At 70.3% G+C, this 16,722-nt stretch carries 14 protein-coding genes; all 14 read right to left on the reverse strand.

The features are described from left to right. Positions 1-150 precede the first annotated feature (150 nt). The 14 genes from ftsH to iolC all read right to left on the reverse strand — a co-directional run bounded on the left by ftsH (position 151) and on the right by iolC (position 16,651). The gene (gene ftsH / locus ODJ79_RS14935; protein ID WP_263024029.1) at positions 151-2,223 is read right to left on the reverse strand and encodes an ATP-dependent zinc metalloprotease FtsH; all 2,073 of its coding nucleotides are present in this window, start codon (positions 2,221-2,223) and stop codon (positions 151-153) included. Between the two features lie 104 nt (positions 2,224-2,327). Then, entirely contained in the window at positions 2,328-3,497 is a 1,170-nt protein-coding gene (locus ODJ79_RS14940; protein WP_263024030.1) for a hypothetical protein, read from the reverse strand. 105 nt (positions 3,498-3,602) lie between these two features. Beyond that, positions 3,603-4,838: an FAD-binding protein gene (locus tag ODJ79_RS14945; protein WP_263024031.1), complete on the reverse strand. Its 1,236-nt coding sequence runs from the start codon at positions 4,836-4,838 to the stop codon at positions 3,603-3,605. Between the two features lie 20 nt (positions 4,839-4,858). Next, on the reverse strand, positions 4,859-5,719 hold the full coding sequence (locus tag ODJ79_RS14950) for a sugar phosphate isomerase/epimerase family protein (RefSeq protein WP_263024032.1): 861 nt from the start codon (positions 5,717-5,719) through the stop codon (positions 4,859-4,861). After that, entirely contained in the window at positions 5,716-6,729 is a 1,014-nt protein-coding gene (locus tag ODJ79_RS14955) for a Gfo/Idh/MocA family protein (RefSeq protein WP_263024033.1), read from the reverse strand. The genes ODJ79_RS14950 and ODJ79_RS14955 overlap by 4 nt, the downstream gene beginning before the upstream one ends. Continuing rightward, the gene (locus ODJ79_RS14960) at positions 6,729-7,547 is read right to left on the reverse strand and encodes an ATP-binding cassette domain-containing protein (RefSeq protein ID WP_263024034.1); all 819 of its coding nucleotides are present in this window, start codon (positions 7,545-7,547) and stop codon (positions 6,729-6,731) included. The genes ODJ79_RS14955 and ODJ79_RS14960 overlap by 1 nt, the downstream gene beginning before the upstream one ends. Next, positions 7,544-8,596: an ABC transporter permease gene (locus ODJ79_RS14965; RefSeq protein ID WP_263024035.1), complete on the reverse strand. Its 1,053-nt coding sequence runs from the start codon at positions 8,594-8,596 to the stop codon at positions 7,544-7,546. The genes ODJ79_RS14960 and ODJ79_RS14965 overlap by 4 nt, the downstream gene beginning before the upstream one ends. A 14-nt stretch (positions 8,597-8,610) precedes the next feature. After that, positions 8,611-9,603 (reverse strand): sugar ABC transporter substrate-binding protein, encoded by a 993-nt coding sequence (locus ODJ79_RS14970; protein WP_263024036.1) that lies wholly within the window; start codon positions 9,601-9,603, stop codon positions 8,611-8,613. Next, the gene (locus ODJ79_RS14975; protein ID WP_263024037.1) at positions 9,590-10,537 is read right to left on the reverse strand and encodes a sugar phosphate isomerase/epimerase; all 948 of its coding nucleotides are present in this window, start codon (positions 10,535-10,537) and stop codon (positions 9,590-9,592) included. Before ODJ79_RS14975 ends, ODJ79_RS14970 begins: the two co-directional genes overlap by 14 nt. 56 nt (positions 10,538-10,593) lie before the next feature. Next, positions 10,594-12,090, reverse strand: coding sequence for a CoA-acylating methylmalonate-semialdehyde dehydrogenase (locus tag ODJ79_RS14980; RefSeq protein ID WP_263024038.1), 1,497 nt, complete (start codon positions 12,088-12,090; stop codon positions 10,594-10,596). Between the two features lie 11 nt (positions 12,091-12,101). Further along, on the reverse strand, positions 12,102-13,955 hold the full coding sequence (gene iolD / locus ODJ79_RS14985; protein ID WP_263024039.1) for a 3D-(3,5/4)-trihydroxycyclohexane-1,2-dione acylhydrolase (decyclizing): 1,854 nt from the start codon (positions 13,953-13,955) through the stop codon (positions 12,102-12,104). Then, entirely contained in the window at positions 13,952-14,842 is an 891-nt protein-coding gene (iolB, locus tag ODJ79_RS14990) for a 5-deoxy-glucuronate isomerase (protein ID WP_263024040.1), read from the reverse strand. The genes iolD and iolB overlap by 4 nt, the downstream gene beginning before the upstream one ends. Next, a complete protein-coding gene (locus ODJ79_RS14995) occupies positions 14,839-15,708 on the reverse strand; it encodes an aldolase (protein ID WP_263024041.1) in 870 nt (289 codons plus the stop codon). Before ODJ79_RS14995 ends, iolB begins: the two co-directional genes overlap by 4 nt. Further along, positions 15,701-16,651: a 5-dehydro-2-deoxygluconokinase gene (iolC, locus tag ODJ79_RS15000; RefSeq protein WP_263024042.1), complete on the reverse strand. Its 951-nt coding sequence runs from the start codon at positions 16,649-16,651 to the stop codon at positions 15,701-15,703. The genes ODJ79_RS14995 and iolC overlap by 8 nt, the downstream gene beginning before the upstream one ends. Positions 16,652-16,722 lie beyond the last annotated feature (71 nt).

Consider the following 16,722-nt stretch of genomic DNA (forward strand, 5'->3'; position numbering starts at 1 on the left):
CGTCCGGGGCGGGCGGTTCACTGCGGTCCGCTCGGGGCGGGCGCGGCCGACTCGGGGACTGCCGGCGCCGCGGGGAATGCCGGCGCCGGGTGGGTGCCGGGCGCCTCGCCGCGGGCCACCGTTCGGCGCGGGCGGGCCTTCGCGGGACGGTTACGGCGTGGGCAGGCCGGTGCCGTTCGGGGCGGGCGCGGCCGACTCGGGGAACGCCGGCGCCGCGGGGATCCCCGGCGCCGGGTGGGTGCCGGGTGCCTCGCCGCGGGCCACCGCGCCGGGGGCGGTGTCGCGGTCGATGCCGGCCGCGGCGTACGCGTCGTCCTCGTCCAGCGTCTCGCTCTGCAGCAGCTTGCCGGCCAGCGAGTTGAGCTGGGCCCGGTGCGCGCGCAGCAGCTCGAGCGCCTCGGCGTAGCACTCGTCGACGATCTTGCGGACCTCGGCGTCGATCAGCTCCTTGGTCGCCGGGGCGACGCCGTCGAGGCCGAGCGGCGACTCCTGCCCGGGCGGCGGCAGCACGGTGACCGGGCCGATCGCCTCGGACATGCCCCACCGGCCGACCATCTGCCGGGCGATGTTGCTGACCTGGTCGAGGTCGCTCTCCGCCCCGGTGGTCATGTCGCCGTAGACGACCTCCTCGGCGGCCCGGCCGCCGAGGGCGCCGATGATCCGGCCGCGCAGGTATTTCGCCGAGTAGCCGTACCGGTCCGTGGCCGGGTTCTGGAAGGTGACGCCGAGGGCCTGGCCACGCGGGATGATCGAGATCTTGCGGACCGGGTCGGCGCCGGGGGTGAGCATGCCGAGCAGCGCGTGCCCGGACTCGTGGAACGCGGTGCGCTCCCGCTCCTCCTGGGTCAGCATGATGCCGCGGACCGTGCCCAGCACGATCTTTTCGAGCGAGTCGGTGAAGTCGGCCATCTGCACCATGTCGTGCTCGCGCCGGGCGGCGAGCAGGGCCGCCTCGTTCACCAGGTTCTTCAGGTCGGCGCCGACCATGCCGGGGGTGGCCGAGGCGAGCGCGTCGAGGTCGACGCCGGGCGCGACCGGCACGCCGCGGGTGTGCACGGCCAGGATCGCGCGGCGGCCGCGCAGGTCGGGCGGGCTCACGGTGACCCGGCGGTCGAAGCGGCCGGGTCGCAGCAGCGCCGTGTCGAGGATCTCGGCGCGGTTGGTCGCGGCGATCACGACCACGCCCTCGCTGCCGGTGAAGCCGTCCATCTCGGTGAGGATCTGGTTGAGCGTCTGGTCGCGCTCGTCGTTGCCGCCGAACGACTGCGCGCCGCCCCGGGACCGGCCGATCGCGTCCAGCTCGTCGATGAAGACGATCGAGGGCGCGACCTTTTTCGCCTGCTCGAACAGATCCCGTACGCGGGAGGCGCCGACGCCGACAATGGCCTCGATGAACTCGGACGCGGCGATCGAGAAGAACGGCACCTGCGCCTCGCCGGCCACCGCGCGGGCCAGCAGCGTCTTGCCGGTGCCGGGCGGCCCGGAGAGCAGCACGCCGTGCGGGATCTGGGCGCCGAGCCGGCGGTATTTCTCGGGCTCGCGCAGGAAGTCGACGATCTCGGTGACCTCCTGCTCGACCTCCTCGATGCCGGCCACGTCGGCGAACGTCGTGCGCGGCCCGGTCTCCGGCTGGTAGAGCTTGGCCCGGGACTTGCCGAAGCCGCCCAGCCCCCCGCCGCCGAGGCCGGCCGCCGCCCGCCGGCTGATCCAGTAGAAGAGGCCGACCAGCAGGATCGTCGGGCCGAAGCCGACCAGCAGCTGCTGCCAGACCGGTGCGGGCGCGTCCGGCGGGTTCGCGTTCACCGGGACGTTGTTGGCCTGCAGCTGGGCGAAGAGGTTGTCGTCGGCGAACGACGGCCGCTGGGTGGTGAACCGCTCGACCTCCTCCGCCTTGGTCTCGCCGGAGGGCGTGTAGGACACCTTCTTGGTGAACTGGCCCTCGATCGTGTCGCCGGTCGAGGTGATCTCGGAGACGTTGGCCGCCGTCACCTGGGTGAGGAAGAACGTGTAGGAGACCGACGTGCGCTGCGGCGGGGCCAGCAGCACCGACGAGATGACCCAGTTGATCGCCAGCAGGACCAGCAGCATCCATCCGAAACGGAACCAGGCGGGCCGCTGCTTGGGCGGCTCGGGCGTCTGGTTGTGCCCGGGTGGCGCGCCCTCGACCCGCCAGGGGTGTGGGCGGCGGTCCTGACCTGGCGGATTGGGGGCATCGGCGGCCATGAGCGCAAAGGTACCGCTCTCGTATGACAGAAAAGTGCGCTCGTGACGCAGGGAACTTCGGGCGCCCCACCACCTTGGGGCGCCCGAAGCCCGGTCTCAGCGAGTTACTGGTTGAGCGTGCAGGTCTTCAGACCCTCGGCGTTCAGGTTCGGCTTGGCGGCGTTGCGGCCGATCGCCGTCTCGATCCGGTTGATCGTCGCGAACCGCTTGTCCGCCAGCGGGCCGAGGATCGCGTTCTGGATGAAGGCGGACCCGCCCTGGCCGACGGTGCTGGCCAGTCGCTTGTTGGCCTCGGCGATCTGGGTGTTGAGCAGGTTCAGGTTGCTCTGCACCTCGGCCGCCGCCTGGGCCGGGATCGCCACGTTGACGGTCACGGCCGGGCAGTTGACGGTCGGCGCCGGGCCGGTGCCCGCCGCGTTCGTACCGGCCGCGCGGACGTTGACGCTGGTGCCGTTCTGGGCGCTGGCGGCGCCGTCCTGGTTCAGCGTGCAGGTCTTGAGACCCTCGGCGTTCAGGTCGGGCTTCGGCGCGCGGCGGCCGATCGCCGTCTCGATCCGGTTGATCGTCGCGAACCGCTTGTCCGCGAGCGGGCCGAGGATCGCGTTCTGGATGAAGTTTTTTCCGCCCTGGCCGACCGTGGTCTTCAGCCGGTTGTTGGCCTCGGCGATCTGGGTGTTCAGCAGCTGCAGGTTGCGGACGACCTCGGCCTGCGCCTCGGCCGGCACCGCCACGGTGACGGCGACGTTCGGGCAGTTCACCGTCGGCACGCCGGCGGCGGCGTTCGAGCCGGATCCGGCGTTGCCCGCGGCCGCGCCGGCGGCGACCTCGGTCGGCTGGGCCGCCGACGTGCCGCCGCCCTGGTTGAGCGTGCAGGTCTTGAGACCCTCGGCGTTCAGGTCCGGCTTGGCGGCGTTGCGGCCGATCGCCGTCTCGATCCGGTTGATCGTCGCGAACCGCTTGTCGGCCAGCGGGCCGAGGATCGCGTTCTGGATAAAGGCGGGGCCGCCCTGGCCGACCGTGGTCTTCAGCCGGTTGTTGGCCTCGGCGATCTGGGTGTTGAGCAGTTGGAGGTTGCTCTGCACCTCGGCCTGCGCCTGCGCCGGGACGGCTACGTTTACCTTGACGGCCGGGCAGTTGACCGTGGGGACCGCGGAGTCGGCGGAGGCGAGGCCGACGCCGACGCCGGCGATGGCGACCGCGACCCCGGCGACGGCAGCGATCTGCCAGCGGCGCGCGTTGCCACGGGGTTTGGTGTACCGGGACCTGGAGTACATTGGAACCTGCGCTTCCGGAGAGGGGCCGAATTTCGCGTTCGGCCGGAGATACGGGAGCGCTCCCATGGGCGGATCATCTCTTAAAGAGAACTTAAGACGCCCAGGTCAGAGGAGTTCGTCGAGCCACCGGTTCCGGAAGACGCCCGACGGGTCGTAACGGCGTACCAAATCTTGGAAATCCCCGAAGCGCGGGAAGGCAGCGCGCACCGACGGCGGCGCCATGGTGAAGACCTTGCCCCAGTGCGGGCGCGGGTGAAGCGGCTCCAAGACCTCCTCGACCGAAGCCACGACCGGCAGCACCGCGTCGGTGTCGGCGATCCAGGTGAAGTGCAGCGCGACGCTGTCCCGCTGGTAGTTCGGGCTCAGCCACAGCTCGTCGGCCGCGATCGCCCGGATCTCGCAGACCTGCAGAACCGGAGCCACCCGGGCGCGGATCGAGGCCACCGCGTCGATCGCGGCGAGCCCGTCCACGGCGGCCACGTGCCACTCCGACTGCAGCTCGGCGCCGGACGACGGCGTGAACTCCATCCGGAAATGCGGGAGCCGGGTGTGCCACGGCCCGGGCTCGCCGGACTGGTCGGTGCTGTTCTGCGCCGGCCTGCCCGGCACCGGATGGCGCGGCCCGTCGGCAGGCGTTGCCCCGAACCACGGCCCGGACATCGGCTCGGCCCGCTTGAGCCAGGCCATGTTGGCGTCCATCCCGGTCCAGTCGGTGAACAGGCTGACGCTGTAGCCATCAGCCAACATCTCCGGCAGATGCTCGGATATCGAGGCACGTGGCACGGTGTCGTAGACGTACTGCCGCAACGCAAAGGACGGCACCACGTCCAGCGTCAGCGCGGTGACGACGCCCGGCGCACCAAGCCCCACCACCGCGCCCGCCAGGTCCGAGCTGTCCCGACTCAACGTGACAAGATCGCCCGTACCGGAAATGAACTCCAGCCCCGAAACAGCGGTAGCGAGATTCGCATGGCGTACGCCGGATCCGTGCGTGGCGGTCGCCACCGCCCCGGCCACCGAGATGTGCGGCAGCGAGGCCGTGTTGTGCAGCGCCAGCCCCTCCTTCTCCAGCGCCACCGCGAGCTCCCCGTACCGGATCCCGCCGTCGATCCGCACCGAGGTGCGGTCGGCGGAAACCTCGACGACCCGCGGCAGCCCGGCCAGCGACACCAGATCGCCCGTGGTGTCGGCCATCCGGTTGAAGGAGTGGCCGCTGCCCAGCACGCGCAGCGGCCCACCGGACGCGACGAGCGAGCGCACCTGGTCGACCGAGCTCGGACGGTGCAGTCGCCGAGCCCCGAAGACGACGTTGCCGGCCCAGTTCGTGACGCGCTCGCTCATCGCACCAACCTACCGTCGCCTCACCCGACGGATTTTCGAAGATACTGGTTGACCTGCGAGAGGTTGTACCGGGCGCTGTCCTCGGCCCGCTCCTCCCAGGCGAAGACGCAGACCGTCGCGATCCCGTCGAAGTCCACCTCGGCGAGCGTCGCGAAGAACAGGTCCCAGTCGACCTCGCCCTGCCCGATGTCCAGGTGCTGGTGTATCCGCGCGGTCGAACCGGGCGGATTCACGATGTACCGCAGCCCGGACGACCCGCGATGGTCGAACGAGTCGGCGATGTGCACCTGGGTGAGCAGCGGCCCGGCGTGCTTGATCACCGCGGCCAGGTCGCCGCCCTGGTGGAACGTGTGCGGCGCACAGTAGAGGAACGACACCAGGGGCGAGTTGATCGCGCGGACCAGGTTCACGCCCGCGATCCCGTCCTCGACGAAGTCGTCCGGGTGCGGTTCCAGCACGAGCCGCACCCCCTCCCGCTGGAACATCGGGAGCAACTCCTCGATCGAGCGCCAGAACTGCGCCTCGCTCTCGTCCGGCCGGTCGGGTCGGCCGTTGAACTCGGAGTTCATCACGTCGACCCCCAGATCCACGGTGATCTGGATGGCCCGCCGCCAGTACCTCACCGCCGCCTGCCGGGCGTCCTCGTCCGGACCCGACCACCGATAGAGCGGCAGCACCGACGACACCTGCACCTCGGCCGCGGCCAGCTCCCGCTTGAACGCGGCCACGCCGGCGTCGTCGATCCGCGGATGCAGGAAGAACGGCAGGAAGTCGTCCCGCGGTGACAACTCGATGTATTGGTAGCCGAGCTCGGCGACGACGCGCGGCAGCGAAAGCAGCGGCACCTTGCGCAGCATGTACGGGTCCAGAGCGATCTTCACCGCGCCGCCTCCTGGTAGAGCTTCGGCTGTTCGGCCATCGAGATCACGACCCGTTCGCCGGTACGCAGGGCGTCGACTCCCGCGTCCGACACGACGGCGGCGGCGTACCCGTCCCAGGCGCTGGGCCCCAGCGGCTGGCCGCCGAGCGAGATCGCGTGCACCCACTCCTGGAGCTCCACGTCGTACGCCTGCAGGAAGCGCTCCCGCCAATCGGCCGGAACCGGTATGCCTTCCCACCCGTCCCGGCGCACCGCGACGGAGGCGGGACCGCCGAGCGTCGCCGTGCCGTTCTCCGCCACGATCTCGCCGCGGATGTCGTAGCCGTAGCGGATGTTCACCGAGATCTCGACGTCGACGATGACGCCGTCGGCCATCTCCAGGATCAGCAGCAACGGGTCCTGCAGGTCACCGCCGTTGCGGCTGTGCCGGGGCACCAGCACGCGCACGGCGCCGACCTCGGTGCCGAACATCCACCGGACCATGTCGATCTCGTGTACCGCGGTGTCGGTGATCGCCATGTCGCCGCGGTAGTGCCCCGGCACGCTCGGGTTGCGGTGGGCGCAGTGCATCATCAGCGGCAGCCCGATCTCGCCGCTGTCGAGCGCCAGCTTGAGCGCCCGGTACGCGACGTCGAACCGCCGCATGTACCCGACCTGCACGAGCCGGCTGCCGTACGCCACCTCGGCCTCGAGGATCCGCAGGCAGGCGCCCTGGGTGGTGGCGAGCGGCTTCTCGCAGAAGACCGGCTTGCCCGCGGCGATCGCGGCCAGCACGTACTGCTCGTGGGTGGGTCCCCACGAGCAGACCAGCACGGCGTCCACGTCGGGGTCGGCCACGACCTCTTCGCCCGTGGCCCGGACCGCGGCGCCGATCCGGGCGCCCACCTCGGCGGCGACCGCGGTGTCCACGTCGGCGACGGCGGTGACCGCCACCCCGTTGAGCATCGTGGTCAGCCGCCGGATGTGGTCCTGGCCGATCATTCCGGTTCCGATGACTCCGACCTTCAGCATTACTGTCGTCCCAACTCGTGCGAGAGCTCGGCCAGTTCGTCGCCGCCGGCCATCTGCGTGGTCAGCTCGTCGAGGCCGACCTGCTTGCGGGTCTTGTCGAGCGCGGTCTCGCCGAGCTTCAGGATCACGAAGTGGTCGCCGACCATGTAGGCGTGGTGCGGGTTGTGCGTGATGAACACGACGCCCAGCCCCGCGTCCCGGGCGGCGGCCACGTACTTGAGGACCACGCCGGACTGCTTGACGCCGAGCGCGGCGGTCGGCTCGTCGAGGATGAGCACCCGGGCGCCGAAGTACACCGCCCGGGCGATCGCGACGCACTGCCGCTGGCCGCCGGAGAGCGTGCCGATGGGCTGGTTGATGTCCTTGACGACGATGCCCATCTTGCGCAGCTCGGTGTCGGCGACCTCGCGCATCTGCCTCACCTTGAGGCCGGCGAGCGGGTACTTGCCCGCCGTCACCTCGGAGCCGAGGAAGAAGTTGCGCCAGACCTCCATCAGCGAGACCACGGCGAGGTCCTGGTAGACCGTCGCGATGCCGTGGCCGAGGGCGGCGCGGGGGCTGGAGAAGGTGACCTCCTGCCCGTCGACCCGCATGGTGCCCTCGTTGTGCGGATGCAGGCCCGACATGATCTTGATGAGGGTGGACTTGCCGGCGCCGTTGTCGCCGAGCACGCAGGTGACCTCGCCGGCGTTGACCCGCAGGCTGATGCCGCGCAGCGCCCGGATGACGCCGTACGACTTGCCGACACCTTCCATCTCGATCAAGGGCTCGCCCTTGTGCAGGTGACTGTCGGCGTGTTCGGCCAGGGTGTCGGTCATCGTTCGGCCCTCCGCATGGTGGACACCTTCTTCACGTAGAGGTTCACCAGGACGGCCAGCAGCAGCATGATGCCGAGAAACGCCTTGAACCAGTTCGGGTCCCAGCCGGCGTAGACGATGCCGAGGCTGGTCATGCCGAAGATGAACGCGCCGATGGCGACGCCGATCGCGTTGCCGTACCCACCGGTGAGCAGCGTGCCGCCCACCACCGCGGCGATGATGTAGAGGAACTCGTTGCCGACGCCGCCGCCGGCCTGCAGGGTGTTGAAGCGGTAGAGCTGGTGCATGCCGACGAACCAGCCGAGGAACGAGACCGTCATGAACAGCCCGATCTTCGTACGCACGACGGGCACGCCGACGGCCCGGGCGCTGTCCGCGTTGCCGCCGACCGCGAAGATCCAGTTGCCGGCCTTGGTGCGTTGCAGCGTCCAGCCGGCCAGGGCCACGAACAGGATCCACCAGATCACCGAGCCCCAGATCGTCACCGACCCGATCTTGAAGCTGGACGAGAAGATCCGGCCGAGCGAGTCGTAGCCGGCGATCTGGCTGACGTCCATGCTGGAGACCGTGCCGGTGACCAGCTTGGTGACGCCCAGGTTGGCGCCCTGGAGCACGAAGAAGGTGCCCAGCGTGATGAGGAAGCTGGGGATCCCGGTCCGCATCACGAGGTACCCGTTGAGGAAGCCGATCGCCAGGCAGAAGGCGAGCGACAGGATCGCGCCGACCCACAGGTTGATGCCGAAGTACCAGCAGAACATCGAGTTGGCGAGGCCGGCGGTGTAGACGATGACGCCGGCCGACAGGTCGAACTCGCCGCCGATCATCAGCAAGCCGACGCCGACCGCGACGATGCCGATCACCGATGACTGGTAGAGAACGGTGAAGAAGGACTCGGCCGAGCGGAACGACGGCGCGGCCACCAGGAAGAAGATGAAGATGATGATCGCGGCGACCAGTGCCCCGATCTCGGGCCGCGCCAGCAGCCGGTTGGAGAGGCTCAGCCGCACCCGGTTCGCGTGCGGCGCCGGCGCATCCACGGTCGTGGTCATGACGTCACCCCCGCCTATCGGGTGTTGTTCTTGGTGAAGGGCAGGATCTTGTCGATGTTCGTCTGGTCCACGAAGGACGGACCGGTCAGCACGGCGTTGCCGCCACCGATGTCGTTGCCGTTCTTGAGGTACAGGTACAGCGACGTGACGGCCATGTAGCCCTGGACGTACGGCTGCTGGTCGATCGAGAAGAGGATCTTGCCGTCCTTGATGTCCTGGGCGGCCTCCTGGTTGAGGTCGAAGGTCACCAGCTTGGCCTGGCTGCCGGACTGGTCCTTCGCCTTGATCGCGTCGAGGGCCTGCGGTGCGCCGAGCGTGACGATCGCGTCGATCGACTTGTCCTGCGCGAGCTTGACCTGCAGCGTCGTGGTGACCGCGGCATCGTCGGCGCCGTTGACCTGGATGTTCTCGGTGCCGGGCACGGAGCTCTTGACGCCGGCGCAGCGGGCCTCGAGGGCGACCGAGCCGGTCTGCTGGATGACGCAGAGCGGGTGCTTGGCGCCCTGCTCGGCGAGGCGCTTGCCGGCCGTGGTGCCGGCCAGGGTCTCGTCGGAGCCGAAGTACATCAGCGCGCCGAGCTTCTTGTACTGGTCGATGCCGGAGTTGAAGCCGACCACCGGGATGCCCGCCTGGGTCGCGGCCTTGACCGAGCCGGCCAGGGCGTCCGGGGTGACCAGCGTGGTGGCGATGCCGCTGACCTTGGAGTCGACCGCGTTCTGGATGAGCACCGCCTGCTTGGGCGCCTCGGGGTCGTTGGAGTACTTCAGCGTGACGCCGGTGTCCTTGGCCGCCTGCTGCGCGCCGTTCTTGACCTTGTCCCAGAAGGTGTCGCCGGGCGTCTCGTGGGTGATGAAGGCGATCGTGTAGCCGGAGCTGCCGGCGGCGTTGCCGCCCCCGCTGGTGGTGTCGTCGGTCTTCTGGCGTCCGCCGCCGCTGCAGGCGGACGCGGCGACGGCCACGACCGAGAGAGCGGCCGCGATGCGGAACGTGCGACTACGACTGATCATCGGGTGTCTCCTGAGGTAGGACGGCGGCCGGCCGGGAGTGAAGGCCGACCGAGTTGAGGTAGGTGCGGGTGCGCGTCGCGATCGGCAGCGGCAGGTCGAAGTCGACCGGGTACATGTCCTGCTCGACCACGACGAAGATCTCGGCGTCCAGCTCGCTGAGCGCCTCGATCACGCTGGGGATCTTCGGTTCGCCGGCCGGCGGCTCGATGCTCGCGCCCATCGCGACGGCCTGCCCGAAGGCGAGGTCCTCGTCGACGGCGCGCTGCGCGATGACCGGGTCCATCTGTTTGATGTGTACATATCCGACTCGCGTTGGATACTGGCGAATCAGCCCGGGCACGTCGGCCCGCCGGTACGCGAGGTGCCCGGTGTCGAGGCACAGCGAGACGAAGGCGGGATCGGTGCCGTCGAGGAAGCGCTCGACCTGCTCCTGAGTCTCCACCTGGTAGTCCGCGTGCGGGTGGAAGCGCAGGTGCACCCCGTACTCCTCAAGAAGGATCTTCCCGAGGGTGTTGGCGTTGCGGGTCAGATCGCGCCAGGCGTCGTCGCTGAGAAGAGCGGACTCGCGATAGGCCCCGGTCGCGTCGTCGCGGTAGCCGGGCACGGGGACGAAGACGACATTCTTCGCGCCCAGGGCCGCGGTCAGCGCGGCCACCTTGCGGGTCTCCGCCACGACGGCGTCGAAGTCCTTGTGCGGCCCGCCCACGCCGGCCACGGTCCCGCCGGCCACCGACAGGCCGCGCTTGGCGACCTCGTCCCGCAACCGCGCGGGATCCGTGGGCAGGTAGCCGTACGGGCCGAGCTCGAGCCAGCGGTAGCCGGCCCCGGCCAGCTCGTCGAGGAACCGATTCCACGGGGTCTGCTTGGGGTCGTCGGCGAACCACACACCCCACGAATCGGGGCAGCTACCCAGTTGCAGGTGACGAATTTCCATGGAGGGACCAGCCTTCAGTCGAGTCAAGGGGTGGTGGCCGGGGTGGTTGGATGGGCTCAGCTCGCCGTCGGAAAATGCAGAGAAGCGCCGGACGCGTGGGACACGTGCGGCCACCGCGAGGTCACGACCTTGCCGCGGGTGTAGAACGAGACCCCCTCGGGCCCGTGGATGTGCCGGTCCCCGAACAGGGAGTCCTTCCAGCCGCCGAAGGAGTAGTAGGCCATCGGCACCGGGATCGGCACGTTGATCCCGATCATCCCGACCTGGACGCCGCGCTGGAACCGGCGCGCGGCCTCGCCGCTGGACGTGAAGATCGCCGTGCCGTTCCCGTACGGGTTGCTGTTGATCAGGTCGATCGCGGTGTCCACGTCATCGGCGCGGACCACCGAGAGCACCGGCCCGAAGATCTCCTCCGTGTAGACGTCCATCGTGGGCTGGACCTGGTCGATCACGGTCGGACCGACGAAGAAGCCGTTCTCGTGCCCGGCGACCCGCAGGCCGCGCCCGTCCACCAGCAGCTTGGCGCCCTGCTGCTCGCCGGTGCCGATCAGCGACTCGATCCGCTCCTTCGCCGCGGCCGTGACCACCGGGCCCATCTCGCTGCGCGGGTCACGGCCGGGCCCGACCACCACCTCGGCCGCCTTGCGGGACACCAGGTCCATCAGCGCGTCGCCGGCGCCGCCGACCGCGACCGCCGCCGAGATCGCCATGCACCGCTCCCCCGCCGAACCGAACGCCGCGGCGGTCAGATGCTGGGCGGCGAAGTCGAGGTCGGCGTCGGGCAGCACGATCGCGTGGTTCTTCGCCCCGCCGAGCGCCTGCACCCGCTTGCCGGTCGCGCCGGCCCGCTCGTGGATGTAGCGGGCGATCGGCGTCGAGCCGACGAACGAGACCGCCGCGATGTCCGGGTGCCGCAGGATCGCGTCGACGACCTCCTTGTCGCCGTGCACCACAGTGAAGACGCCGTCCGGCAGCCCGGCCGCCCGCCACAGCTGGGCGACGTAGTTGGACGCCGACGGGTCGCGCTCGCTCGGCTTGAGCAGGAACGTGTTGCCGCAGGCGATGGCGACCGGGTACATCCACATCGGCACCATGGCCGGGAAGTTGAACGGGGTGATGCCGGCGCACACGCCGAGCGGCTCACGGAAGCTGAACACGTCCACGCCGGTCGACGCCTGGTCCGAGTAGTCGCCCTTGAGCAGCTGCGGGATGCCGCAGGCGAACTCGATCACCTCGAGGCCGCGCTGCACCTCACCGGCCGCGTCGGAGAGCACCTTCCCGTGCTCGTCCGAGATGAGCTCGGCGAGTTCCTTGACCCGGCCGTTCACCAGTTCGCGGAAGTTGAACAGCACCTTCGTGCGCTTGCTGAGCGACGCCTGGCTCCACTCCTCGAAGGCAGCCTTGGCGGTGGCCACCGCGTGGTCGACGTCGGCCGCCGAGCCGAGCACGACCTCGTGCTGCTGCTCGCCCGTCGCCGGATTGAAGACCGGGCCGCGCCGGGTGGATGCCCCGGCGGTGAACTCCCCGCCGATCCAGTGCTCAATGGTTGACATTTCGGAGATCCTTAGAGGTAGTGCCGCTGAGCGTGCTTGGCTTCGGCATAGCTCTCACGGGCCGCACGCGTGGTCGACAATTCGGAAATTTCCGGAACGGGGACATCCCACCAGGACTCGGACGACGGAACCGGGGACAGCGGGTCGGTCTCTATGTGCACGACCGTGAGGCGGTCGTTCTCCCGCGCCCGTTTCAGCCCATCGCGCAGGTCGGCGACGGTCCGGCAGCGGATCACCGAGGCGCCCAGGCTCTCCGCGTTGGCCGCGAGATCCACCGGCAGGTACGAGCCGTCGTAGTCGTCGTCGGCGCCGCGGAACCGATAGCTCGTGCCGAACCGTTGCGAGCCGAGGGACTCCGACAGCGCGCCGATCGAGGCGAAGCCGTGGTTCTGCACCAGGACGACGATCAGCTTGATGCCCTCGGCGACCGCGGTGACGATCTCCTGCGCCATCATCAGGTAGGAGCCGTCGCCGACCAGCGCATACACCTCGCGCGACGGGTCGGCCATCTTGATCCCGAGCGCCCCGGCGATCTCGAAGCCCATGCACGAGTAGCCGTACTCGACGTGGTACTGCTTCGGGTCGTTCGCGCGCCAGAGCAGCTGCAGGTCGCCCGGCATGCTCCCGGCCGCCTGCACCACCACGTCGCGTGCTCCGCACGCTTCGTTGACCACCCCGATCACCTCGCTCTGGGCGGGGAGCGGGCTGTGCCCCAGCCGGTACGCGTGGTCCACGGTCTCCTGCCACCGCGTCACGTCGGCCCGGTAGTCGGTCGGGAACCGCTTGCCGCCCAGGGCCGCCAGCAGCGCGGAGAGCCCGGCGCGGGCATCGGCCACGATCGGGAACGCCGCCTGTTTGGCCGCGTCGAACCCGGCGACGTTGATGTTCACGAACTTCACGTCCGGGTGCTGGAACGCCGTACGCGATGCGGTGGTGAAGTCGCTGTACCGAGTGCCGACGCCGATCACCACGTCGGCCTCGCGGGCCAGCCGGTTGGCCACTGGTGTGCCGGTCGAGCCGACGCCGCCGACGGAGTTGGGATGGTCCCAGCCGATCGCGCCCTTGCCGGCCTGGGTGTCGGCCACCGGGATGCCGGTCTGCCGGGCGAACCGGTCGAGCTCGTCCGACGCCTCCCCGTAAATGACGCCGCCACCCGCGATCAGGACCGGCTGCGCCGCATTCCGTACGACCTCCGCGGCACGCTCCACGAAGGACGGCTCGGGCAGCGGCCGGGCCACGTGCCAGACCCGCTTCGCGAACAGCTCGTCGGGGAAGTCGTACGCCTCGGCCTGCACGTCCTGCGGCAGGCAGACGACCGCGGCGCCGGTCTCGGCCGGGTCGGTCAGCACCCGCATCGCGCCGAGCAGCGCGGCCGGCAGCTGCTCGGGCCGCCACACCCGGTCGAAGAACCTGGCCAGCGGCCGGAACGCGTCGTTGACGCTCACGTCGTACGACCGCGGATCTTCAAGCTCTTGAAGTACCGGCGCCGCAACCCGGGTGGCGAAGATGTCCGACGGGAACAGCAGCACCGGCAGCCGGTTGACGGTGGCCAGGGCCGCGCCGGTGAGCATGTTCGTGGAGCCCGGCCCGATCGAGGCGGTACAGGCCATCATGGACAGTCGGTTGCTCATCCGGGCGTAGCCGGCCGCCGCGTGCACCATCGCCTGCTCGTTGCGGGCCAGGTGGTACGGCAGGTCAGCCTCGCCGGTCCGCTGCGCCTGCAGCAGCGCCTGCCCCAGACCGGCCACGTTGCCGTGCCCGAAGATGCCGAAGCACCCGGCGATCGCTCGCCTTTCCACACCGTCGCGCTCGGTCCACTGGTTGGCCAGGAACCGGACGACGGCCTGGCCGACGGTGAGTCTCACGAGCGTGTCCTCTCTTTGCAGGTCGAGATGGGTAGGCGCGGGTCGACCTCCATCGACTGCCACGCCGTGCGCACCCAGCCGTGCGCCGGGTCGTCCCGCACCAGCCATTCGCGGGCGCCGGGACCGGCCATCACGTTGAGGTAGTAGAGGTCGTATCCGGGTGCGGCCATCGAGGGGCCGTGCCAGCCGTACGGGATCAGCACGACGTCGCCGGTGCGCACCTCGGCGCAGACGTCGATCGGGCGGTCGGGATGCCCGTACACGCGCTGGTAGCCGCAGCCCGCGCCGCCCGCCGGCGACGGCGCCACCTCGAAGTAGTAGATCTCTTCCAGGCTGGACTCGCCGTCGCCCGGCTCGTCGTGCTTGTGCGGCGGATAGGACGACCAGTTGCCGCCGGGGGTGAGCACCTCGCAGGCGATCAGCCGGTCGGCCTCGAAGCTCTCCGGCGTGCAGAAGTTGTTGACCTGCCGGCTGGCCTGCCCCGCGCCGCGCAGCTCGACCGGCACGTCCTGGGCCGCGCCGTAGCGGAAGGGCAGCCTGCGCTCGGCCCGAGCCGCGGAGAGGGCGAACCGCCCGCCGTTGGGCGCCCGCACCGTGACAGCGGACTCCCGTGGCACATACGCGAAGTCGGTGACCCGCGAGAAGACCGAGCGCCGGCCCGTCAGGGTGACCCGCTCGTCGTCGCAAGTCACGTCGCAGCCGCCGGAGAGCGGCAGGACAAGCATCTCATCGTCGCCGGTGAAAAACCGTGCCCGTGCGCCGATCGGCAATTCGAGCACCCGCAGGCCGCTGTACCGCCAGCCGGCGTTCTCCGGCGAGACCACCAGATCGAACGGCCGGTCGGCGGTGCTGCCGCGCCGCATCAGGGGGTTGACCCGGGCCGTCACAGCAGACTCACCGCCCGGTCCACCGCGTCGGCCACCGTGCCCCGCGCCGGGTAGAGCAGCGACCGGCCGATCACCAGCCCCTGCACGGTGGGCAGCTGCAAGGCCTTGGACCAGCTCGTGTACGCGCCCGCCGCATCCTGCGTGACCTCGCCGCCGAGGATCAGCGCCGGCAGCGTGGTGGCCGCCATGACGCGCTCCATCTCGGGCACGACCGGAACCTTCAACCAGGTGTACGCCGAGGTCGTGCCGAGCCCGGCCGCCACGGTCATCGCCCGGATCATCGCCTCGGGGGTGAGGTCGTTGCGCACCCGGCCGTCCACCCGGTGCGAGATGAACGGCTCGACCATCGCCATCACCCGCCGGGCGGCGAGCTGGGCGACCGCGTTCCCGCAGGACTCCAAAGTGGTCACCGTGCCCGGGTCGTCCGGGTCGATGCGCAGCAGCATCTTGCCGCCCTCGTAGCCGGCCGCGGCGATGCTGCCCGCGTCGTACGCGGTGAACCGGTCGTCCATCTCGAAGGTGGTGCCGGCCAGCCCGCCGCGGTTCATCGAGCCGATCACGACCTTGCCGTCCAGCTCGCCGAGCAGCAGCAGGTCTTCGAGGATGTCCGGGGTGCCGAGCACGCCGTTGACGCCCGGCCGGGCCAGCGCGGTGCGGATGCGGTCGAGCAGGTCGACCCGGTTCGCCATCGCGAGCGGGTCGGCGCCGGCCCGCAGCGCACCCCGCGCCGGGTGATCGGCCGCGATCACCATCAGCCTGCCGTGCTCGCCGAAGAGGCTGGTGGGCCGCCGCCGCGCGGCCGCCGCGGCGGCGATCGCGTCCGGGCGCCGGGTACGCGTGTCGAGCAGGTCACCGAGGTCAGGCACGGGACACCGCCAGCAGCTCGCGCACCTCGTGCTCGGTGGGCATCGCGTCCGAACAGGCCAGACGCGAGGCGACGATGGCTCCGGCGGCGTTGGCGAAGCGCATCGTCGCCTCGAGATCCCAGTCGGTGAGCAGGCCGTGGCAGAGCGCGCCGCCGAACGCGTCCCCGGCGCCGAGGCCGTTGACCACCTCGACCGGGACCGGCGGCACCTCGACCCGCTCACCGGTGTTTCGGGAGGCGAGCACCCCCTTCGGCCCCTGTTTGATCACGGCGAGCTCGACGCCGGCCTGGTGCAGGGCGTCGGCGGCCTCGGCCGGGGTGCGCACGCCGACCGCGGTGTCGACCTCGTCGAGGTTGCCGACCGCCACCGTGGCGTGCGGGAGTGCCTCGGCGTACCAGCGCCTGGCCGCTTCCCGGGAATCCCAGAACATCGGGCGGTAGTCCAGGTCGAAGACCGTGATGCCGTCGTGGTGGCGGGCCCGGAGCGCCGCCAGCGTCGCCGTGCGGGACGGCTCCTGGGAAAGGCCGGTGCCGGTGACCCAGAAGATGCGGGCCTGCCGGATCGCGTCGAGGTCCAGCTCGGACTCGTAGATCTCCAGGTCGGGCGCCTTCGGGAAGCGGTAGAAGTACAGCGGGAAGTCGTCCGGCGGGAAGATCTCGCAGAACGTGACCGGGGTGGGCAGGCTCGCCACCGGCGTCACGAAGCGGTCGTCCACGGCGAAGCCGCGCAGCGCGTCGTGCAGGAACTCGCCGAACGGATCCGCGCCGGTACGCGTGATCACCGCGACCCGGCGCCCGTAGCGAGCGGCGGCAACGGCCACGTTGGAGGCGCTGCCGCCGAGGAACTTGGCGAAGGTGCTCACCCGGCGCAGCGAGACACCGACCTGCTGTGGGTACAGGTCGACGCCGATGCGTCCCATCGTCAAGACGTCGTCTACGGGCATGGTTCTCCCCTGCTCCCCGACCTCGTAGATGTGCATGGATGCCGTGCTCGTTACGGCGCGCCGAACAAGCC

Source organism: Actinoplanes sp. KI2, from assembly GCF_025630775.1.
Taxonomy (GTDB): Bacteria; Actinomycetota; Actinomycetes; order Mycobacteriales; family Micromonosporaceae; genus Actinoplanes.

What these genes read in the sequence shown, in the direction of transcription:
- ftsH (WP_263024029.1), bottom strand. Translation starts at nt 2,223, where the DNA reads ATGGCCGCCGATGCCCCCAATCCGCCAGGTCAGGACCGCCGCCCACAC.
- ODJ79_RS14965 (WP_263024035.1), bottom strand. Translation starts at nt 8,596, where the DNA reads ATGACCACGACCGTGGATGCGCCGGCGCCGCACGCGAACCGGGTGCGG.
- ODJ79_RS14940 (WP_263024030.1), bottom strand. Translation starts at nt 3,497, where the DNA reads ATGTACTCCAGGTCCCGGTACACCAAACCCCGTGGCAACGCGCGCCGC.
- ODJ79_RS14980 (WP_263024038.1), bottom strand. Translation starts at nt 12,090, where the DNA reads ATGTCAACCATTGAGCACTGGATCGGCGGGGAGTTCACCGCCGGGGCA.
- ODJ79_RS14955 (WP_263024033.1), bottom strand. Translation starts at nt 6,729, where the DNA reads ATGCTGAAGGTCGGAGTCATCGGAACCGGAATGATCGGCCAGGACCAC.
- ODJ79_RS14960 (WP_263024034.1), bottom strand. Translation starts at nt 7,547, where the DNA reads ATGACCGACACCCTGGCCGAACACGCCGACAGTCACCTGCACAAGGGC.
- ODJ79_RS14975 (WP_263024037.1), bottom strand. Translation starts at nt 10,537, where the DNA reads ATGGAAATTCGTCACCTGCAACTGGGTAGCTGCCCCGATTCGTGGGGT.
- iolC (WP_263024042.1), bottom strand. Translation starts at nt 16,651, where the DNA reads ATGCCCGTAGACGACGTCTTGACGATGGGACGCATCGGCGTCGACCTG.
- ODJ79_RS14945 (WP_263024031.1), bottom strand. Translation starts at nt 4,838, where the DNA reads ATGAGCGAGCGCGTCACGAACTGGGCCGGCAACGTCGTCTTCGGGGCT.
- ODJ79_RS14970 (WP_263024036.1), bottom strand. Translation starts at nt 9,603, where the DNA reads ATGATCAGTCGTAGTCGCACGTTCCGCATCGCGGCCGCTCTCTCGGTC.